The organism is Hamadaea sp. NPDC050747, from assembly GCF_040654195.1.
In the GTDB taxonomy this organism is placed as follows: domain Bacteria; phylum Actinomycetota; class Actinomycetes; order Mycobacteriales; family Micromonosporaceae; genus Hamadaea.
Map to the genome: position 1 here is coordinate 284,495 of NZ_JBFAHM010000004.1, position 18,634 is coordinate 303,128.

Genomic DNA, 18,634 nt, shown 5'->3' on the forward strand with positions numbered 1-18,634 from the left:
GCTACTGTTTGTGCTGATGGACAACGTACGCGCCGACGGGTTGGAGCAGCGGACAACGCTCCGGGAGATGGTCACCGCGTTGGGCGGGCATCTCGTCGATGTCGTGATCGCTCCGAAGGGCCTGGCGGTCGGCGTACGCGATGTCGTGGTGGCCGACCCTTACGACGATCCGGCGTTGCGGCCGGGCGACGTCGTGCTCGTCGTCGGAGCCCGTGGCGCCGACGCCCGTCCACTGGTGGCGCAGGCCGGGAGCCGGGGAGCCGCCGCGGTCGTGGTCAAGAGCGGCGTGATCTTGAAGGAGGCCGCCCGGGACGCGGGCGTCGCGCTCCTGACCGTGGACGCCGACGCGCGCTGGGATCAGGTGCAGACCCTGCTGCGATCGGGGCTCGCCACCGCCGAACCGGTCGCCCTGCCGAACGAGACGGGCGACTTGTTCGCGCTCGCGCAGACGATCGCGACCTTGACGGGCGGCAGCGTCAGCATCGAGGACGTCGGCAGTCGCGTCCTGGCGTACTCGGCGGTGGCGGGCGAGGTCGACGACCTGCGGCTGCGATCGATCCTGGGCCGCCGCGGCCCGGAGTCGTACCTGGCGCTGCTGCGCGAGTGGGGCGTCTACGACGAGCTGCGCCGACCTGATCACGTGGTGACCGTGCCCGACCATCCGGAGCTGGGCATCCGGCGGCGGCTGGCGATCGGGCTGCACGCGGGCGGCCGGCAGCTGGGCTCGCTCTGGGTGCAGGAGGGCGGCCGGGCGCTGGCCGAGGGTGCGGCCGAGGTCCTGGTCGGCGCGGCGCGGCTGGCCGCGCAGGACGTGGTCGCGCAGGCGCACGGCGCGACGAGTCGCGGCTCCCGATCGCGGCTGCTCGCCGACGGGCTCACCGGGCGCGTACCGGGTGGGCTGGTCGCGGCCGACCTTGGCCTGCCCGCCGGTCCGGCGTTGCTGGTCGCCTGCGACATCCGGGATCAGCCGGGCGACGGCGAACCGGCGGGCGCCGCGCTCCGGCGGGCGCGGGCGGCCGAGATCATCGCGGTGCACGCGGCCGCGTTCCGGCGCAGCGCCGTCACGGCTCAGGTCGGTCCCCGCGTGTACGCGCTCCTGCCCGGCCTCGACGTCGACCCCGCCGGGCCGCAGGCGCAGACTTGGGCGGCTGAGACGACCGAGGCGGTACGCCGGGAGTCGGGTTTCCCGGTGCGGGCCGCGATCGTCACCGCTGCCACGGAAGCGTTGGAGCAGGCCCGTTCCGAGGCCGATCAGGTGCTCCGGGTGCTGCTGCGTTCCCCCGCCCGCCCGGTCGGCACGATGGCCCAGGTACGCGCGGCCGTCCTCCTCGAGGAGGCGCTGGACGCCACGGCCGGCCTGCGCCATCCAGGGCTGGACGCGCTCGCTGCGCACGACGCGGCCCACCACGGCGAACTGGGTGCGACGCTGTCGTCCTACCTGGACGCGTTCGGGGACGTCACAGTCGTCGCCGCGCAGTTGCACGTCCATCCCAACACCGTGCGGCATCGCGTACGCCGGGCGGCGGAGATCGCCGGCCTGGAGCTGGGCGACCCGGAGCAGCGGCTGCTGGCGGCCTTGCTGCTGCGGGGCGCCCGGCGTGGTCCGGCCGAATCCGGCCGGCCGTAGGGATGCTCAGCGCCCGACGGGCGTGAACTCCGGCCGGTCCAGGACCCGGAGCCAGCTGCCGTCCGGCTGACGGCGGGCGACCTGCGCCCGCGCTCCGGCGGCGTCCTTCGGAGGTGTCGCGGTCAACGCCAGGTCACCGTGGATCAACGTCGGCAACGGCGTCTCGGGCTCGAACCGAGCCCCACTCGCGAGGACCTTCTCCCACAGCGCCTGGATCGCGGCCCGCCCCACGGTCTGCCCGCCCGGCGGGTACGCCAGCACGGCGTCCTCCTCGTAGAGGGCGGCCACCCCGGCCGCGTCCCCGGCGTTGGACCGTTCCACGAACAGGCGCGTGATGTCCTCCGGCGTCTGTGCCTTCTCGTACTGCGTCATCGTGCGCTCCTTCCCATCCCTTCCAGCGTCCCGCGTACAGATCTAGAAGTCCAACAGCTGGTTCTTCTGATGACTAGAATCAGCACTTATGGAACTGCGCCAGCTGGAGTACTTCGTCGCGGTGGCCGAGGAGCAGAACTTCACCCGGGCCGGCGACCGCGTGCACATCAGCCAGTCCGGGATCAGCGCGCAGATCCGGCAGCTGGAAAAGGAGCTAGGGGCGGAGCTGTTCGACCGCTCGGGGCGTACCGCGACGCTGACGGTCGCCGGGAAGGCGGCGTTGGAGCACGCACGGGCGGCGCTGGCCGCCGCGGGCGCAGTCGAGCAGGCCGTCGGCGAGGTCAGCGACGTGCTGCGGGGGCGGCTGCGGCTCGGGATGGTGGTCGGCTGCACGGTGACACCGTTGTTCGAGGCGCTGGCCGCCTTCCATCAGGCGTACCCCGGAGTCGAGCTGTCGCTCACCGAGGACGCCTCCGACCGCATGGCCGACGGCGTACGCGCCGGTGAGCTGGACGCCGCCCTGATCGGCGCGGCCGGGGCGCCACCATCCGGAGTGGAGTCATTGACGCTGGTCAGCGAGCCCTTGGTCGCCGTCGTCCCGGCGAGCCATCCCGTGGCGGATCGGCGGACGCTGACACTACGCGCACTGTGTGCGTACCCCTTGGTGTGCATGCCCCTCGGGACGGGGCTGCGGGCGGTGCTGGACCGGGCGTGCGCGGCGCGCGGCCTGACGCCGAGGGTGGTGGTGGAGGCCGGGGCGGGCGACGCCATCGCCGATCTCGCGGGGCGCGGCTTGGGCGTCGGTGTGCTCAGCGCCTCGATGGCGGCGGCCTATCCGCTCACCGCGAAGGTCGTGTCCGACGTGGACGAACCGGCGCTGCTCACCCTGATCTGGCGGACCGCGCCATCCCCCGCGGTACGCCGTTTCGTGAGCCTGGCCCGGAAGAGTTTCAGCGCAGAACGCTGAACCGCAGGTGGTTCGCCAGCGGGGCGGAGGCCTCGCCGATGCGGCGCAGCTTCACGGTCGCGCCACCCGGATGCGCGAACAGCCGCACGCCGTCGCCGAGCAGCACGGGTGCGATGAAGACGGCGACCTCGTCGAGCCACCCGGCCTCGAGGCACTGCCGGGCGACGTCGGCCCCGATGATGTTGACCACCTTCTCCCCCGCGGCCGTCCGGGCGGCCTCGATCGCCTCCTCGAAGTCGTTGACGAAGGTGACTCCGGGAACCGGCTCGGCGGGCGGATTGTGGGTCAGCACGAACTGCGGACCCTCCCAGCCGCCGCCGAACGCCTTGCCCTCGCCTTCGGTGCCGCGATGCGGGTCGTCGCCGCCGAACGACCGCCGGCCGACCAGGATCGAGCCGACCTCGCCGACGAGCGCCTCGGCCGCCGGATCAGGGCCGATGAACTCGGTCAGCCAGGACATGTCGCCCCCGGGCCCGGCGATGAACCCGTCCAGCGACATCGTCGCGGAGTACACCAGCTTCGCCATGGCCGAAGCCTAGGCGCCGAGTCCGACATTTTCCCGCGACGATCTCATTCGTCGGCGCGGCGTGCCTTGATGGCGTCGATGAAGACGAGCCACTCGATCGGCGCGGGGATCACCTGACGGCGGGAACGCTCCTCGCGGTCCCAGCGGTCGTGGTCCCAGCGGTCGTGGTCACGGCGGTCCGGCGCGGGCTCGCCGCAGCCCGTGTCGAGGGTGTGCTCGGTCATCGACGTCACCTGCTCTCCGTACGCCGCGCTCCGTCATATATAGAACGACGCGACTGTCCAGAGCGTTTCACCCGTTACCGCACCGCCGGCACGCCCAGGCTCGCCCGGGCGTACGCCCCCACCTCCGGACCGGCCTCGGCCAGCACGGTTCCCGCCGGACCCCAGATCCGCGAGCGCCCGGCCGCGTCGTCGTAACCGGCGCCGGTCGACCCGGCGAAGCTGGCCGTCACCACCCAGACGCCGTACTTCGCCGCGGTGCGCCGAGCCCGCTCGTCCTGCACGGCGATCTCGTGCGCCCCGTCGAGCGCCCCCGCCACGTACGCGTGGACACCGAGTTCGCAGGTGATCGCGGCGTGCTCGGCGACACCGGTGTCCTTGCAGACCGCGAGGCCGAGACGCCAGCCGTCGACCTCGAGCACCGCCGGAGCGTCGCCCGGCACGAAATGCTCGGGTTCGGCCCCGCCGAGGAACATCTTCCGGTACGCCACGCGTACGCCGCCGCCGTCGATCGCCAGGACGGCGATGTGTCGGCCCGCCGACCCGGATGCCGCGACGGGCGCGCCGGCGAGCGCGATCGCGCCGGTTGCCGCGCAGGCGGCCACGATCGGGGCGAGCCGGGGATCGTCGGCCGCGACTGGCGCGGCGTCGAACTCGTAGCCCGTCAGCGACATCTCCGGGAACACGACGACCCGGGCTCCGGCGCTCCGGACGAGATCGGCGTGCGCGAGCGCGTTGGCGGCGACGTCGTGCGCGGAACAGGCGGGCTGGGCCGCCGCGATGCTCAGCGGAGCCGACGGTGGGGCGATCATGACGACAGGCTAGGTCCGGTTTGTTTCCCGTCTGTGTCGGCTGTGACCGCCTCGGCGTGGTGGCGAGCCTCTGCCAGAAGTCCCGCCAACCGATCTGGGTCGGCCAGTGTTGTGACATGTCCGGTGTGCGGCAGGCGTACGCGTCGGCCGTCCCGGCAGGCCGCGAGGAACTCCCGTTCGTCCGCCCGGAACGGGTCGCGGTCGCCGTTGACCAGCCACACCGGCCCGGCGTACGCCCGGAGCGCGGCGAGCTGGTCGTGGGCGGTGATCGCGGCGACGGCGGACGGCAGCACCGCGCAGCCCACCCCGCCGCTGAGGACGGATTCGGCCACGTCGCGCGGCAGTGCCCGCCGGATCGCGTACGCGCTCACCGCGTCGGCCCGCCGGGGGAAGCGCCCCGCGACGGCCGCGGCCGCCCGGTAGAGCAGAGTCATCGCCCGATTCCGTGCGGTGCAACCCATCGCGACCAGCCCCGCGACCTTCTCGGGATACCGCTCGGCCGTCGCGATCGCGGTGTAGCCGCCGAGGGAGAGTCCGGCCAACAGGGCTCGGCCGCCGGCGGCGTCGATCGCATCGGCCGCGGTCTCCGTGGCCGCTTCGAGGGTGAACACTTCCCCGCGCCGCCGGCCATGGCCGGGCAGATCCGGGGCGAAAGCCGTCGGCCCGAGCCGGATGACGACGGGCTCCCACATCGTGCGGCTGAGCCGGATGCCGTGCAGCAGGACGATCGGGAGCGTCATGCGTCCAGTAAAACACAACGCAACGTTGCGTTGCTATAGTGGCGTCGTGGCGCCTCGCAAGCAGCAGCACATCCTCGACACCACGCTCGCCCTGCTGGCCGAACGCGGATACGACCGGCTGACCATCGAAAGCGTCGCCGAGCGCTCGGGCGTCAACAAGACGACGCTCTACCGGTGGTGGCCCTCCAAACCGGCGCTGCTGGCAGACGCGCTCATCCAGGCACGCGCGCTGGACTTCGGCGTACCGGACACGGGCTCCTTGGAGGGCGACCTGCTAGGGCTGGCAGAGGCGATCGCCGCTCTGCTCACGACTCCCCCCACCGCCGGAATCGCCGTCGCGGCGCTGGCGGCCTCCGCTCAGCATCCCGAACTCGCGACGAGCGTACGCGCGTTCTTCGCCGACCGGATCGCTCGCGAGCGGCCCGTCTTCGAGCGGGCAGTCGCGCGCGGCGAGCTGCGGCCCGACGCCGACCCGATGACCATCGTGGACCTCGTCGCGGGCGCCGTCTGGCTGCGTGCGGTGTTTCGCGGGCAGCCGGTGGACGAGGCGTTCCTGCGTGACGTCGTCCGGCTGGCGCTCACCGGCGTGGCCGCGTGAGCCGGGTGAGCGGCGTCAGACGATCCTGGGCTCCGGCTGTTCAGTGCCGGCCGTGTCCGGGGCGGGTTTCGACGGGAACAACACCGCCGTCAGGTCCCGGCCTTTGAGCAGCCACGACGTGCCGAACGCCCAGACCGCGACGACTTCGCCGAGGTAGAGCGGGGTCAGCTCGCCCAGCGTCAGCCGGAGCAGCCCGCCGACCGCGACCCAGACGACGGCGGCGACGATCGCCCAGCCGCAGATCTTCTGCACCAGTGCCATGCGCCGGTCGTTCTCGTACTTCTTCTCGCGGTACGCGAAGATGAACGCGATCGCCGCGAGGCAGCTGATGAAGACCGCGGCGCAGACGAAGTGGACGATCGCCACCGTGTTCTCGCCCAGGGCCTGCTGGATCGGGGCGCACCCGGCCGGTTGGGGCTCGACGCCGCACAGCGGCGCTCCCGGCTGGATGCCGACCCGCCGGGTCGGGAAGAAGACCACCCCGATGACGGCGATCCCGGCGACCGTGCTGAGCCAGTAGTCCCAGGTCCGGGGCTGCGCCGACATGTAGGTGAGCAGCAGGAAGCCGACCACGCTCAGCCCGGCCACGAACAGGTCGCGCATCGACGAGTGGTAGTACGCGCTGATCGACCCGCGGACGTGGACACTCCCCCGCAGGTACGCCGCCTCGCCGACGATGAACGCGATCGGCAGGGCGAGCCCGATGACGCCGACGACGGTGCGGATGTTCAGATAGGACCGGACGTAGAGGGCGGCCGGGTCCGTGCGGGCGGCGAGGTCCGCGGGGCGCTGGAAAGTGTCGGTGGCGGCCATCTTCCCACGATCCGCCGCTTCGATCATCGACGCAAGATGATCCCCTACACGGTGTACGTCTTGGCCACCAGCACCAGCTCGGAGGTGTGCGACCCTTCGACGCCGACGTCCGGCGGCCGGGGCGTGAACCCGGGCAGACCGGTGAGCCCGTCGCTGCCGTCCATGACGCGTACGCTCACCGGACCGGTCTGTTCGACGGTCAGAGTGAGGGTGAGCCCGTCGGCGGGCGGCGCGTGGAACAGCACCCCGAAGTCGCCGTCCAGCGCGTCGGCGGGAACGGCGCGCCCGGCGACGGTCGCACTGGTCACCTTCGTCCCGGGCAGTTTCAGGTACACCAGGCGGACGTCACGGTTGGGCTTGACGAGCAGATTCAGCGTCCGGCGACTGCCTTCCACTGTGGAGGACGTGACGGTCAGGCTCGGGGCGGGCAGGTCGGCCGCCTGCGCCGGTCCGCTGGCGATCTCGCCGTGCAGCAGCGGGAACTTCGCCTCGACGTGCTCGGTGCCGGTGGCGTACTGGGCGGCCCAGGCGCCCGGCTCGTCGTCGGCGCTGACCCAGCGGGCCTGCCCGTTGTCCGTGTCGAGGGCGTACATGAGCTGCTCGGGAGCGGGATGCTTCGCGTCGAACCGGTCGACCGCCAGACCGACGCCGGTGAACACCAGGGTCAGCACGGCCGCGCCGACCGCCGGCCACAGCGCCCGCCGGGGGAACACCACCCACAAGGCCAAGCCCAGCATCGTCGCGAAGAGCGCGGCCGCGGCGCCGGTGGCCAGGCCCAGCGCCGGGAAGAAGAGCATCACGGTGGGCGCGAGGATCACCACCGCGATCGCGCCGCCGACGGTCACCGCCGCGAGCTTCACCCAAGGGATACGCACAACGAAGGCGACGATGCCCGCCAGTGCCCCGAACAGGGCGGGCAACGCAGCGAGATAGGAACCGCCGGGGGCGAACGCCGCGAGGACGAGGCCGAGGACGGCGAGCCAGCCGAACCCGGCCACGGCCAACGACCACCTCCCGAGACGCCGGCCCCACAAGGCGTACCAGAGCAGTAAGAGGGTCGCGACGAGCGCGACCACGGCGGCGCGGAACCACTCCGGCCGCCAGGGGTCGAGCATCTGCCGGTAGCCGGGCCGGATCGCGACCAGGACCAGCCAGTAGACCTGGGCGAGAATCGGAGCGAGGGCGAGTGGGACGAGGCCGAGCCCGAATGCGGCGGCCTGCCGCCCGAAGCTCGCGCGGCTTCGGACGACGACGCCGAGCGCGACCACGGCGAGCAGCGCGAGCACCGCGACCGGCCAGACGAGCCAGCCCGGGTAGCGCACGAGGTAGCCGAGGACCGGGAAGTAGGTCGAGTCGCCCGCCGACGGCTCCTCCAGAGTGGACAGGTCTCGGGCCGCGAACGCCTTCGTGACCGCGAGCGCGTTCGCGCCGTGATGCTGGAGGCTCGCCTGATCCATGTACTCCGGGCGGTCCTCCGGCGTGTGGTAGACGGCCGACCCGTCGATGTACGCCGTGTTCAGCCCGGTGAACCGGCCCGCGTCGCGGAACGGCGAGAAGTCGGTGTCGTTGGGCAGGATCCGGTAGACCTCGACGGCGAAGCTGGTCGCGACCGGATAGGGCGCGACATCGCCGTAGACGCCGACGACGTCCGCGTTGTCCCGAGTGGTCTCGAACATGATCGCCGGACCGGACGAGCCGCGCGCCTCGAAGTTGAGCACGACGCCACCGTCCTTCGCCAGGTCATGCTGGCCGACGAACGCCTCCGCGCCGCAGAGGCACGCCTCCTCCGCGTCGGTGAACAGGAAAACGACGTCGTTGCGCGGGCGTTCGCCGCTGGTCAGGATGCGGGCGGTTTCGAGGAGCGTGGCGACTCCGGCCCCGTCGTCGTTGCCGCCGTAGGAGACCTGCACCGAGTCGTAGTGCGCGACGAGGAACACCCGGCCGGTCGAGGCGGTGCCCTTCAGCTCGGCGACGACGTTGCGTACGCGGGCCATCGTGTAACCCTCGCCGAGCGCGTCGTCGGCTCCGATCGCGTCCTGGATCCGGGGATCGAGCCCGTAGTCCTTGAGCGTGCCGACGATGTAGTCCCGGGCGGCCTCGGCGTTCTTCGACCCGGCGACGTGCACCGACTCGCCGAGCGTCTGGACGTGGGCGTACGCCCGCCCCGCGCTGAACTCGTCACCGGGGGCGTCGGCGGCCAACGGGGCGGGTGGCTGGACCGTCCACACGCTCAGGACGGCCAGCCCGGCCAGCACGACGAAGACGATGAGACCGCCGAGTGCGCGGCGGGCGGGTGTCTGCTCCACGCCCACATCTTCACCCGGCGGTCCGCCGTCTGTCAGTCAAGCCGGTCGCCCAGGTCGATTTTCAGCTCGGTGATCTGCCGGAACTGATCGTCGAGCAGCCGGGTCACGACCGACCGGATCGCGCCGGCGAACTCCTCCTCGGCGTACTCCCGCAGCGTGCCGGGTTGGACGCGGACCGTCCACTCCTGCATGCCCCGGACCGAGATGGCGATCCTGCCGTCGGGCGACTCGCCGCGGGCGACGATCTGCGCCCGCCGTTCGACGAACTCCCACTGCCCCGCGGTGACCGGCTCGGGCTCGGCGGTGATCGGGACGTCCTCGTCCTCGCTCATGATCTCGAAGTACTCCCGCATGCGGCGGGCCCACAGCACCCGGGCCAGCGCCTCGAGCTGGCCGGGCAGGCGGCTCTCGTCGAGCCACCGGTAGCCGCCGGGGAAGCTCAGCCGCACCTGGTCACGGTCGAACAGTTCCGCCACGATCGCGCCGTCCGGCGTGGACGCCGTGACCACCATGCGGTCGAGTCGCTCGCTCACCATCATCGTCATCACCGTCCTCGGCGCTAGTTGGCGTTGCCCATCATGTCGTGCACATTGCCCCGGGTGGCTCCGGCGAGTTCGGGGCGCATCGGGATCAGCTTCGAGCGGCCGCCCTGCAGCGCGCTCAGATCCTTCGAGACGACCGTGTACACCTTGTTCTGCTCTTCCTTGATGTGCTGGGTCAGCTTCGTCAGGGCCTGCTTGAGTTTCGGCACGATGATCAGCGGATCCGAGCCGGAGATGTTGATCTCCTCCTTCGGCTGACCGGCGGCCTGCGCCCCGACCTGGGCCGCGCCGGCCACGAGTTCGAGCGCGAGCACACCGGCCACGACCGGCCCGCCGGCGAACGCGGTGCCGACCGAGGCGACCGATCCGATGACGGTGAGCACCATCGCCGAGCTGCCGCCCAGACTGCAGTCGTGTTCCAGCGCCTTCAGCGTCTTGTCGGCGATCTTGTTCACGTCTTCCCGCGCGGTCTTCCAGACGCTCTGATAGGCCTGGATCGCGCCGCGCATCACGTAGACGGCGATGAACTGGCTCTGCACCTTCGCCGGGAACGGCTTGATGAAGTTGGTCGTGAAGTTCTGCGCGGCACTACCGGTCCAGCCGTCGACCAACGTGCTGACGTCCATGTGCTTGAGATCGCCGATCGGCGAGATGGTCTCCCCTTCCTTGTTGGCTTTGGTCGGCGGCAGCAGCTGACCGTCGGACAGCTCGGTCAGCGCGCCCTTGAGGTCGTCGATGAGCGTCTTCACCGGACCGTTCGGGTCGGGCAGCTGTGCGAACGGCTCGAACAGCTGCGGGATCTGGCCCCAGGTCGCCATCTCCGCCCGCTGCTCGGCGTCCAGCACCGTCCCGTTCGCCTGGATCTTCTGCGCCCACTCGTTGCACTTCTGCAGGATCTTGTTCGCTTTGCCGCGGATGTCGTCGCTCATGTCAGCCTCACAGCGCCAGCTTGATGTTCGGGATGTCCACCCGGTTGCCGGAGCCGTCCTGGGTGTAGTCGTTGTTCATCAGTTTCTGCAGCTCCGCACGGGCCGCCTGGTCGGTGCGGGCGTACTCCTGCGCGGCCAGGCGCAGCGCCTCCGCGGTCAGCTCGACGTTGTGCCCGGCTTCCTTCACGCAGCCGGCGATGATGTCGCCCATCTGCGAGATCACGTCGGCGTGCTTGTCACCGCCGCCGCCGTCGAAGTCCGCGGGCCGGGTGAAGGCCGCCAACACGTTGTCCGCCGCGTACTGGACCTTGCCCTGCACGCGATAGAACGCCGCCTGCACCACCGGCATCTCGGCATTGGCCGCCCGCACCAGCTCCTCGAGCCGTGCTCCCAGCAGCTGCCCGCTCAGATAATTGCCCACCGCCACCTCCCCAGTCGTTGGCGCTCAGCGAAAAGCTGGGGAACGCACAGTGTGGGATGTGGTGTGACCGCGAGCCCCCCAGCTGCCGTCATCGTAGGAAGATTCCGACACCGGGGACGTCGCACAGGAAGTGGAAATACGCCTACAACTTGCGCGGTATGTGAATGAGGGGGACTACTCCGCCTCGGCGACTCGATCTAGCGCGGGCAGATACTTGCGATACGGCCCGACGTCGAGACGATGCCGCCTGGCCAGCACCTCGGCCATCTGCCCCAGATGGGTGAGGTCATGCGCGACCCAGGCCGACACGACCTGCCGCATCGTGACCTCGCCGAACTCGGGGTGCGACCCGACCCGGTCCAGCTCCCCGCCATCGAGCGCGAGGTCGGCGAGCGTCCGGCGCCGCCCGGTCCGGAACCGGTCCAGCAGGACGTCCACCGCTTCGGGCGCGTCGCGCAGCATCGCCTCCCGGTCGAACGGCTCGAAGACGCGGCCGGCGCCGTGCTCCCGGATCATCCGGATGCGGGGCCGCCAGTTCGTGGCGTCCGCATAGGTCAGGTGCCCGAGGATCGCGTACGCACTCCAGGTGCCCGGCCCGTCGTCGCGATGCAGCCAGGCGTCGGGCAGCCCGCCGAGCAGCGCGGCCACGACGTCCGGCGTCCTGGTCAGGAGGTGTTCGGCAGCGGCCAGGTCGAGGTCCATGCCGCCATGCTGTCGGGTGGGCCGCCGTCCTCACCAGAGCCAATCCCGACCCCTTGGCCCGCGCCGCTTCGATGGTCGTGGGTGATCCACATCCCGTCAGATGTCGTGAAGTAGCTCGATCGCGACACGCGACGGGATGTGGATCATCCGCGGTTCAGGGCGGCGACCATGTGCCGGGTGTTGGCCCAGACGACGTACAACGCCGGGCCGGGCAGCAGGAAAAGCCCGATCGCGGGCTTGGTGACGACCGCGCCGATCAGGATGCCCAGCACGGCCAGGTTCGCCACGCTGACGTACCACTTGCGGACCGACAGGTACGCGGCCGTCACGACCAGCCGCCACGACAGCCGGTCGTCGAGCACCAGCAACGTGGTGGCAGTGACGAACACCAGGACGACGAGCAGGGCCAGCATCGGCGTGGCCGCGCCGAACGGCGTACCGAGGGCGAGCCGGAAGTCGGTGGCGAGCACGATGACGGCGAACGCCGCCGCCGCCCCGATCGCCAGCGACCGGCCGAACCGCTTGCGGTATGTCTGCCAGAACGGCGCACCCGCGAACGAGCCGAACGCGCCCGCCACCGCCGGGCCGAGCAACGCCGACAACGCGACGAAGAACGGCCAGGCCGCCAGCGGTTCCCCGCTGAAGGCGAAGGCGATCAGCAGAGGCAGCGACGCCGCCACGAGGCCGAGGTTGGTCTTTCCGAACGCGTACGCCGTGCTGAAGATCGTGTCGTAGGGCAGCCGGGCGAGCAGTCTCATGCGATCACCCCTTCATCCCGGAGGTGGCGATGCCCTGGATGAAGTACCGCTGGCCGACGAGGAAGATCAGCAGGATCGGCAGGACGGACAGCACCGAGCCGGTCATCATCATTGCGTAGTCGGCGTCGAACTGGCCGACGAACGAGCGCAGACCGAGCTGGATGGTCCAGAGGTCGTTGCTGGTCAGGTAGATGAACGGGCCCATGTAGTCGTTCCAGGTGTTGACGAACGTGAGCAGGCCCAGGCTCGCCAGCGCCGGCTTGGACAGCGGCAGGATGATCCGCGCCCAGATGCCGTACTCGGACAGGCCGTCGACCCGGGCGGCCTCGGACAGCTCCTCCGGGATGGTCAGGTAGTACTGCCGCATCAGGAAGACGCCGAACGCGCCGAACGCCTGGAGCAGGATCAGCGACCAGAACGTGTTCGTCAGGCCGGCCTTCTGCATCATGATGTACTGCGGGATCATGTACGCCTGCCACGGCACGGCGATGGTCGCGATGTACGCGAAGAACAACGCGTCCCGGCCGGGAAAGCGCATCTTGGCGAACCCGTACGCCGCGAAGCTGCCCGTCAGCACCTGCAGGAAGGTGATGACCGCACTCAGGAACACGGTGTTACGCAGGTAGGCGCCCAGCGGAATCTGCGTCCAGATGTCGCTGAAGTTCTTCCACTGGAAGTCCTTCGGGATCCACTGCACCGGGACGGTCAGGACCTCGTTGTTGCGCTTGAGCGAGGCGCTGATCATCCAGAGGAACGGGACGAGGATCGCGACGGCGGCGACGATCAGGACGACGTAGAGCAGCACGCGCCCCGCGACGCGGAACGTGCCACGGCCCCCGGAGGGAATTGCAGTCATGAGCGCTCCCGGCGGTTGTTGAACCAGAACTGCGTCAGCGTGAGCACCAGCACGAGCAGGAACAGCACGAGGGAGATCGCCGAGGCGTACCCGAACTCGCCTTCGACGATGCCCTGGCGGTAGATCTGCTGGGACAGCACCAGGGTCGCCCGGCCCGGTCCGCCGTCGGTCATGACGACGATCAGGTCGAACACCTTGAAGCTCTGCACTGTCAGCAGGATCAGCACGAGGAAGGTGACCGGCCGCAGGCCGGGCAGGGTCACGTGGCGGAACCGCTGCCAGGTGTTGGCGCCGTCCATCCTGGCGGCCTCGTAGTGCTCGGTCGGGATCGCCTGGAGACCGGCCAGGAACAGGATCATGTAGTAGCCCATGTCCCGCCACACGCTGGTGAGGATGACGGCGGGCATGGCCCAGGTGGTGCTCGTCGTCCAGCCCGGCGCGTCGTCGATGCCGATGAAGTGCAGGAACTGGTTGACCGGCCCGACTTCCGGGTTGAACAACATGTTCCACACGATGGCGACCGCGACCATCGAGGTGATGTACGGGAAGAAGGCCGCGGCCCGGAAGAAGCCGACCCCGGCGATCTTGCGATTCAGCAGCAGGGCCAGCGCGAGCGCGGCGAGCACGGTCAGCGGCACATGCCCGAGCGCGTAGTACGCCGTGTTGCGTAGCGCGATCTTGGTCGACTCGTCGTTCAGCAGTCGCTGGAAGTTCTTCAGCCCGATCCACTCGGGCGTGTTGTACGAGTCCCAGTCCATGAAGGACAAGACGAACGCGGCGATCACCGGGATGAGCGTGAGCACCGCGAAGCCGAGGAAGTTCGGCAGGATGAAGCTCCAGCCGATGAGCGTGTTGCGCCACCGGCGCCGGGTGCGCCGCGGCGGCGACGGGGCGGCGGTCGCCGGTGTCGCGGTGAGCAGGTCTGCCATAGTCTCTGCCTTCGTCAGTCCTCAGTGACCCCCGGACCGCCCCGGCCGCCGTCGGCCAGGCGGCGGAGCGGTCCGGCGGAGTGTCACAGCGGTCAGCTGGCCTCGTTCTTGACGCGCTTCTCGATCTCGGCGATGCCCGCGTCGATCGACTTCTCCTTGGTCATGATCAGCTGGTGCTCCTCGTTGAGGATCGTGTCGATCTTCGAGGTCTTGTCGCTGACCGGCATCTCCAGGACGATCTTGTCCGGCGCGAACGCCTTCTTCGACGTCTCGTCGGTGGGCATGCCCTCCAGGCCGAAGTACGACGTGCGGATCTCCTCCGTGAGCAGCGCCGGGACCACGCCGATGGCGGCGATCGCCTTGGCGCCCTCGGGACCGCAGGCGAACTCGACGAACTTCTGCGCCGCGGCGGCGTGCTTGGCGTTCTTGTTCACCGCGAACGCCGTCGGCGAGCCGAACGTCGTCACGCCGGACGCACCGGCCGTCTGGGGCAACGGCGCGATCGCCCAGTCGGCGTCGGTCGAGCCCTTCTTCTTCTCCGCCATGATCTTGGCGATGTACCAGGTGCCCATGGGCAGCATGGCGGTCTTCTTGGTCTCGAACATCGAAGCGTAGCCGGTCTTCTGCGTCTTGGCGGTGCCGTAGTCCAGGGTGGCGCCCGCGTCCTGGATGCCCAGCGCGGTCTTGTACTGGTCGCCGAAGAACTTGTAGTCCGGGCCCAGCAGGTTGCCGCCGGTCTGCGCGGCCGAGATGGCCTGCACGACCGACCGCCAGGTGTGGTGGTAGGTGCCGTACACCTTGTTCTGGCCCGCGCCGGCGGTCAGCGACTTGGCCAGGTCGGCGTACTGGTCCCAGGTCAGGTTCGCCGGGTACTGCTTGCCCGCCGCGTCGAACAGCTTCTTGTTGTAGTACAGGACCCAGAAGTCCTGCCGGTACGGAAGGGCGTAGTACTTGTCGCCCTCCTGCTTGAACGCGTCGAGACCGTTCAGCTTCGCGCCGTTGTCCGACTTCGCCAGCGAGGTGATGTCCTTGAGCTGGCCCCGGCCGGCGTACCGCGCGTAGTCGATGACGTTCTTCATCGTGATGACGTCGGTGCTGTCGCCACCGGCGAGCATCGTGGTCACCTTGGTCGGGTAGTCGTCGGCCAGGATGTCGACCGGCTTGACGGTGATGTCCGGGTTCGCCTTCTGGAACGCGTCGAACAGCGCCTTGAACTCCGGCGTGGAATCCAGGTTCCACACGCTGATGGTCAGCTCGACGGGGCCGCTCTCAGCACTGTCGTCGTCCGAGCCGCAGGCCGCGAGAGGCGCGGCGGCGGCCACGGCCGCGCCGAACGCCAGCAACTTTCTTCTGTTCACGAGGGGTCCTTCCTAGGGAGCGGGAAATCGAGGGGGGCGGTCGTTCTGGTCAGGTCGGGCCAGGTCACCGTGACGATCGGCCCGGAGATGCCGGCTCGCGGAGCCTGCTCGCCGCCGTTCAGCGCCAGGCCCGCGAGCTTCCAGCCGTCCATCTGGTACGCCGAGAGCCACGGAGTGCTGGTGAGCCCGCCGAGGGGAGTGGCGTCCCGGGCTTGATGGGTGCCGGAGACTTCGAATCCGCCGAGGTTCACCGCGACGGACGTGTGGTGGTCGCCGGTGACCGGCCAGCCGCCGACGCGCAGCGCCACGGCCCGGTCCCAGCCGGGCGCGCCGTCCGGATCGGCGACGGGGTCCACCCGCACGCAGCGGACCTCCCATGCGCCCCGGACGATCGACACGGTCGTGAGGGTGGCGGCGTCGACCGCCGGACCCGGACGGCCGGAGCCGTGGTCGGGCACGGTGCGATCCGGTTCGACCCAGTGGGCACGAGCCCGCGAGGCCAGCACGATCGCGCCGTCGACTTCGGCCACTGAGAGCGTCTCGAACCCGGTGCGGTGGGTCGCCCGCCCGTCCGCGTCGAGCAGCACGACCGAGTTGTCCAGCGGCGCGTCCCAGCCCTCGTCGTCCATCAGCGGGGCCGTCGCCGTCGAGTACGCCATCCGCGCGTACAGGGGCGAGTCGCCGGTCCGGTCGCCGGGGTGGGCGTGGTCGGTGCCGTGGTTGTAGACGCGGACGACACCGTCGGCCTGCGTACCCGCGACCGCCCAGCCGGGCGCTGCGATGACGGCGAGCTGGTCGGCCTGCTCGACCGGCAGTGGCTGTTCGACGTCGGTCCAGACCGGATGATCGGCGGGCAGGGCGAGCCCGAGCATGCCCTTGGCGGCCCAGTAGGGAGAGCCCGGTCCGGAGTAGCGCTGGGCGATCGGCCGCCACGGATGGTGCCAGCCCAGGGTCAGCAGGCCGTCGTCGTCCGGTGCCCCATGGTCGGCGAAGTGCTTCACGATCCCGGACGCCGCCCGCCGGACCAGGCCGGGGGCGAGTGCGGGCGAACCGGCGTACGCGCCGACCCAGAACGGGGCGGCGGCGGCGAAGCGGTAGGTGAGGCTGCGGCCCTGGATCAGCGGTGAGCCGTCAGCACCGACGAGACGCACCGCGTCGAGGAGGAAGCGGTCCAGCCGTTCGGCGTACGCCGGCAGCCGCGGAGCGGAGAGCTGTTCCGCGCCGGTCATCCGGCTCCAGAGGATCGGATACAGGTGCAGCGCCCAGCCGGCGTAGTGGTCGTAGTTGCGCGAGACGCCGTCGCAGTACCAGCCGCCGTCGCGGGCGAACGACTCGTGCGTCGCCAGGTCGGCCTCCATGTCGTCGAGCGACCACGGTCCGCCGACGGACGCCAGGAACTGCTCGACGACGATGCGGAACCACACCCAGTTCGAGCGCGGGTAGTCATGGTCGCCGACGACCTCGGCGAGGTAGTCCACGACGCGTTGCTGGACGCCGCTGTCGAGGGCGTCCCACAGCCACGGCCGGGTCAGGTCCAGGATCAGCGCGATGGACGCCGCCTCCACCTTGGCCTGACCGTGTTCACTCGGCCGGACCCAGCGCTCGGGGGACGCGGGATCCGTGCCCGTGGCGATGCCTTGTGCGTACCACTCGAGGAGATGGAGCGGGTCCTCGCCGCGCTCCCCCGCGACGCGGAAGCCGGCGAGCAGCAGGGTGCGGGCGAAGCCCTCGAGCCCGTCCACATCGGTGCCGTAGCCGCCGGGCGGGCCGGGCGGCGTGATGCGCGCGTGCGTGGGCGAGCCGAAGCGCCGGGCCGCGAGCAGCATGCGGTCGGCGAGCGCGGTCCAGTCGTCGCGCGTCCAGCCGGTGATCGGCGAGATGGTCATGCGCTCACCTCGAGTACCTCGCTGGTCACGGCGTCGATCGGGGGTTCACCGGCGATGAATCGTTCCAGTTCGTCCAGTGCCTGGGCGCTCATCCGGCGCGTCTCCGAGCCGAGCGACCCGGCGATGTGTGGTGTGATCATCACGTTGGGCAGCTGGTAGAGCAGCGAATCCTCGGGCAGCGGCTCCGGCTCGGTGACGTCGAGGATGGCGTTGAGCCGGCCGGTCGCGCATTCGCGCTCCAGCGCCGCGTGGTCGATGACCCCGCCGCGGGCGGTGTTGATGACCGTGGCCCCGTCCGGCAGCAGCGCGAGTTCCCGTACGCCGATCGCGTTGCGCGTCTGCGGCAGCTCCGGCAGGTGCAGCGACAGGATCTCCGACCGGGACAGCAGTTCGTCGAGGTCGACGAGGCGGCCGCCGGCGGCCGTCACCGAGGCGGCGTCCGCGTACGGGTCGGTGACGAGAACCTCGGCGGTGTCGAGGGTCTGGAGACGCTCGACGACGCGGCGGCCGATCCGGGAGAACCCCAGGACGCCGATCGTCCGCCCGAAGTTGGACAGATCCTCCCGGGCGGCGACGGTGTACCAGTCGGCGCGGTTCGCGCGGGCCTCCGCCGCGAGCACGTGCGCCTTCTTCCCGGCGAAGATGATGGCGGCCATGGTGAACTCGGCGACCGGTGTCGCGTTGGCCTCCGCCCCGCTCGTGACGAGGATTCCCCGGTTCCACACCTCGTCGGAGACGAGGTTGCGGACGCTGCCGGCACAGTGGAGCACCGCCCGCAGCTTCGGCGCGGCGTCCAGGCGTTCGGGAGTGAGCGTCGGGCACCCCCACGAGGTGAGCAGTACCTCCGTCTCGGCCAGGCGGGCGCGGGTGTGCGGCGCGTCGAGGTCGTCCGACCAGATCGGATCGCCGAGGTCGGCGAACGACCGCAGCCGCTGCATCTCCTTCGGGCCGAATTGGAGCCGGAAACTGTCGGGCCGCATCACGAGCAGTGCCTGCGGACGGTGCATGCGATCTTGCCTTCCGGTGTCCCTCAGGGAGGGGGTTCGTTTGTGTTCGTTTTTGTTCGTTCGATCGGGGTGAGAGGGAGTAGATCGCATGCAGAACTGCACCACAAGGTTTCGTTACCAGTCTGTAACACGATATGGCTCGGAACTCGGCGCACTTTTGTGATCGAATCTGATCGGTTCTGAGCGTATGCCGATCACCGGCTGATGACTGAGGGGGTTCTCGTGCCGTCGACACCAGGGCGCACAATCGAACTCCCGACCGTG

Annotated in this window: 20 protein-coding genes; 3 read left to right on the forward strand and 17 right to left on the reverse strand. The window is 70.3% G+C overall.

The genetic code is table 11. The features are described from left to right. The first annotated feature begins 16 nt into the window (after positions 1-16). The gene (locus AB0H43_RS10680) at positions 17-1,627 is read left to right on the forward strand and encodes a helix-turn-helix domain-containing protein (RefSeq protein ID WP_359999022.1); all 1,611 of its coding nucleotides are present in this window, start codon (positions 17-19) and stop codon (positions 1,625-1,627) included. A gap of 6 nt (positions 1,628-1,633) precedes the next feature. Here AB0H43_RS10680 and AB0H43_RS10685 read toward each other — a convergent pair whose 3' ends face one another. Further along, positions 1,634-1,999, reverse strand: coding sequence for a nuclear transport factor 2 family protein (locus AB0H43_RS10685; protein WP_359999023.1), 366 nt, complete (start codon positions 1,997-1,999; stop codon positions 1,634-1,636). Between the two features lie 88 nt (positions 2,000-2,087). Here AB0H43_RS10685 and AB0H43_RS10690 point away from each other — a divergent pair, with 88 nt between their 5' ends. Continuing rightward, positions 2,088-2,966, forward strand: a complete 879-nt coding sequence (locus AB0H43_RS10690) for a LysR substrate-binding domain-containing protein (RefSeq protein WP_359999024.1) — start codon at positions 2,088-2,090, stop codon at positions 2,964-2,966. Here AB0H43_RS10690 and AB0H43_RS10695 read toward each other — a convergent pair. The 4 genes from AB0H43_RS10695 to AB0H43_RS10710 all read right to left on the reverse strand — a co-directional run bounded on the left by AB0H43_RS10695 (position 2,950) and on the right by AB0H43_RS10710 (position 5,265). Continuing rightward, positions 2,950-3,492: a dihydrofolate reductase family protein gene (locus tag AB0H43_RS10695; RefSeq protein WP_359999025.1), complete on the reverse strand. Its 543-nt coding sequence runs from the start codon at positions 3,490-3,492 to the stop codon at positions 2,950-2,952. The genes AB0H43_RS10690 and AB0H43_RS10695 overlap by 17 nt on opposite strands. A 44-nt stretch (positions 3,493-3,536) precedes the next feature. Continuing rightward, on the reverse strand, positions 3,537-3,716 hold the full coding sequence (locus AB0H43_RS10700; protein ID WP_359999026.1) for a hypothetical protein: 180 nt from the start codon (positions 3,714-3,716) through the stop codon (positions 3,537-3,539). A gap of 74 nt (positions 3,717-3,790) precedes the next feature. Further along, positions 3,791-4,525, reverse strand: a complete 735-nt coding sequence (locus AB0H43_RS10705; protein ID WP_359999027.1) for a carbon-nitrogen hydrolase family protein — start codon at positions 4,523-4,525, stop codon at positions 3,791-3,793. Beyond that, positions 4,522-5,265 carry an alpha/beta hydrolase gene (locus tag AB0H43_RS10710; RefSeq protein WP_359999028.1) on the reverse strand — a complete coding sequence of 248 codons (744 nt, stop codon included), beginning with the start codon at positions 5,263-5,265 and terminating at the stop codon, positions 4,522-4,524. The genes AB0H43_RS10705 and AB0H43_RS10710 overlap by 4 nt, the downstream gene beginning before the upstream one ends. A 46-nt stretch (positions 5,266-5,311) precedes the next feature. Between AB0H43_RS10710 and AB0H43_RS10715 the strand changes: the two genes are divergently transcribed. Next, a complete protein-coding gene (locus AB0H43_RS10715; protein WP_359999029.1) occupies positions 5,312-5,863 on the forward strand; it encodes a TetR/AcrR family transcriptional regulator in 552 nt (183 codons plus the stop codon). 15 nt (positions 5,864-5,878) lie between these two features. Here the strand turns inward: AB0H43_RS10715 and AB0H43_RS10720 are convergent, their stop codons facing one another. The 12 genes from AB0H43_RS10720 to AB0H43_RS10775 all read right to left on the reverse strand — a co-directional run bounded on the left by AB0H43_RS10720 (position 5,879) and on the right by AB0H43_RS10775 (position 18,370). Continuing rightward, on the reverse strand, positions 5,879-6,703 hold the full coding sequence (locus AB0H43_RS10720; RefSeq protein ID WP_359999030.1) for a hypothetical protein: 825 nt from the start codon (positions 6,701-6,703) through the stop codon (positions 5,879-5,881). 17 nt (positions 6,704-6,720) lie between these two features. After that, entirely contained in the window at positions 6,721-8,982 is a 2,262-nt protein-coding gene (locus AB0H43_RS10725) for a M28 family peptidase (protein WP_359999031.1), read from the reverse strand. A gap of 32 nt (positions 8,983-9,014) precedes the next feature. Continuing rightward, positions 9,015-9,521, reverse strand: coding sequence for a hypothetical protein (locus tag AB0H43_RS10730; RefSeq protein ID WP_359999032.1), 507 nt, complete (start codon positions 9,519-9,521; stop codon positions 9,015-9,017). A gap of 20 nt (positions 9,522-9,541) precedes the next feature. Beyond that, on the reverse strand, positions 9,542-10,453 hold the full coding sequence (locus AB0H43_RS10735) for a hypothetical protein (protein ID WP_359999033.1): 912 nt from the start codon (positions 10,451-10,453) through the stop codon (positions 9,542-9,544). Between the two features lie 7 nt (positions 10,454-10,460). Next, positions 10,461-10,874 (reverse strand): hypothetical protein, encoded by a 414-nt coding sequence (locus tag AB0H43_RS10740; RefSeq protein WP_359999034.1) that lies wholly within the window; start codon positions 10,872-10,874, stop codon positions 10,461-10,463. Positions 10,875-11,048: 174 nt separating this feature from the next. After that, positions 11,049-11,576, reverse strand: coding sequence for a DinB family protein (locus AB0H43_RS10745; RefSeq protein ID WP_359999035.1), 528 nt, complete (start codon positions 11,574-11,576; stop codon positions 11,049-11,051). Positions 11,577-11,719: 143 nt separating this feature from the next. After that, positions 11,720-12,334: a hypothetical protein gene (locus tag AB0H43_RS10750; protein WP_359999036.1), complete on the reverse strand. Its 615-nt coding sequence runs from the start codon at positions 12,332-12,334 to the stop codon at positions 11,720-11,722. Positions 12,335-12,338: 4 nt separating this feature from the next. Next, positions 12,339-13,190 (reverse strand): carbohydrate ABC transporter permease, encoded by an 852-nt coding sequence (locus AB0H43_RS10755; RefSeq protein WP_359999037.1) that lies wholly within the window; start codon positions 13,188-13,190, stop codon positions 12,339-12,341. Next, the gene (locus tag AB0H43_RS10760) at positions 13,187-14,119 is read right to left on the reverse strand and encodes a sugar ABC transporter permease (protein ID WP_359999038.1); all 933 of its coding nucleotides are present in this window, start codon (positions 14,117-14,119) and stop codon (positions 13,187-13,189) included. Before AB0H43_RS10760 ends, AB0H43_RS10755 begins: the two co-directional genes overlap by 4 nt. A gap of 92 nt (positions 14,120-14,211) precedes the next feature. Beyond that, positions 14,212-15,477: an extracellular solute-binding protein gene (locus AB0H43_RS10765; protein WP_359999039.1), complete on the reverse strand. Its 1,266-nt coding sequence runs from the start codon at positions 15,475-15,477 to the stop codon at positions 14,212-14,214. Next, the gene (locus AB0H43_RS10770) at positions 15,474-17,363 is read right to left on the reverse strand and encodes a DUF2264 domain-containing protein (protein WP_359999040.1); all 1,890 of its coding nucleotides are present in this window, start codon (positions 17,361-17,363) and stop codon (positions 15,474-15,476) included. The genes AB0H43_RS10765 and AB0H43_RS10770 overlap by 4 nt, the downstream gene beginning before the upstream one ends. Beyond that, on the reverse strand, positions 17,360-18,370 hold the full coding sequence (locus tag AB0H43_RS10775) for a hydroxyacid dehydrogenase (protein WP_359999041.1): 1,011 nt from the start codon (positions 18,368-18,370) through the stop codon (positions 17,360-17,362). Before AB0H43_RS10775 ends, AB0H43_RS10770 begins: the two co-directional genes overlap by 4 nt. Between the last annotated feature and the right edge of the window lie 264 nt (positions 18,371-18,634).

Bases quoted from the DNA above. Each gene is read 5' to 3' on its own strand.
- AB0H43_RS10690 (WP_359999024.1), top strand. From the start codon at position 2,088: ATGGAACTGCGCCAGCTGGAGTACTTCGTCGCGGTGGCCGAGGAGCAG.
- AB0H43_RS10710 (WP_359999028.1), bottom strand. From the start codon at position 5,265: ATGACGCTCCCGATCGTCCTGCTGCACGGCATCCGGCTCAGCCGCACG.
- AB0H43_RS10720 (WP_359999030.1), bottom strand. From the start codon at position 6,703: ATGATCGAAGCGGCGGATCGTGGGAAGATGGCCGCCACCGACACTTTC.
- AB0H43_RS10745 (WP_359999035.1), bottom strand. From the start codon at position 11,576: ATGGACCTCGACCTGGCCGCTGCCGAACACCTCCTGACCAGGACGCCG.
- AB0H43_RS10700 (WP_359999026.1), bottom strand. From the start codon at position 3,716: ATGACCGAGCACACCCTCGACACGGGCTGCGGCGAGCCCGCGCCGGAC.
- AB0H43_RS10685 (WP_359999023.1), bottom strand. From the start codon at position 1,999: ATGACGCAGTACGAGAAGGCACAGACGCCGGAGGACATCACGCGCCTG.
- AB0H43_RS10730 (WP_359999032.1), bottom strand. From the start codon at position 9,521: ATGATGGTGAGCGAGCGACTCGACCGCATGGTGGTCACGGCGTCCACG.
- AB0H43_RS10755 (WP_359999037.1), bottom strand. From the start codon at position 13,190: ATGACTGCAATTCCCTCCGGGGGCCGTGGCACGTTCCGCGTCGCGGGG.
- AB0H43_RS10775 (WP_359999041.1), bottom strand. From the start codon at position 18,370: ATGCACCGTCCGCAGGCACTGCTCGTGATGCGGCCCGACAGTTTCCGG.
- AB0H43_RS10705 (WP_359999027.1), bottom strand. From the start codon at position 4,525: ATGATCGCCCCACCGTCGGCTCCGCTGAGCATCGCGGCGGCCCAGCCC.
- AB0H43_RS10680 (WP_359999022.1), top strand. From the start codon at position 17: ATGGACAACGTACGCGCCGACGGGTTGGAGCAGCGGACAACGCTCCGG.
- AB0H43_RS10770 (WP_359999040.1), bottom strand. From the start codon at position 17,363: ATGACCATCTCGCCGATCACCGGCTGGACGCGCGACGACTGGACCGCG.
- AB0H43_RS10750 (WP_359999036.1), bottom strand. From the start codon at position 12,334: ATGAGACTGCTCGCCCGGCTGCCCTACGACACGATCTTCAGCACGGCG.
- AB0H43_RS10735 (WP_359999033.1), bottom strand. From the start codon at position 10,453: ATGAGCGACGACATCCGCGGCAAAGCGAACAAGATCCTGCAGAAGTGC.
- AB0H43_RS10695 (WP_359999025.1), bottom strand. From the start codon at position 3,492: ATGGCGAAGCTGGTGTACTCCGCGACGATGTCGCTGGACGGGTTCATC.
- AB0H43_RS10760 (WP_359999038.1), bottom strand. From the start codon at position 14,119: ATGGCAGACCTGCTCACCGCGACACCGGCGACCGCCGCCCCGTCGCCG.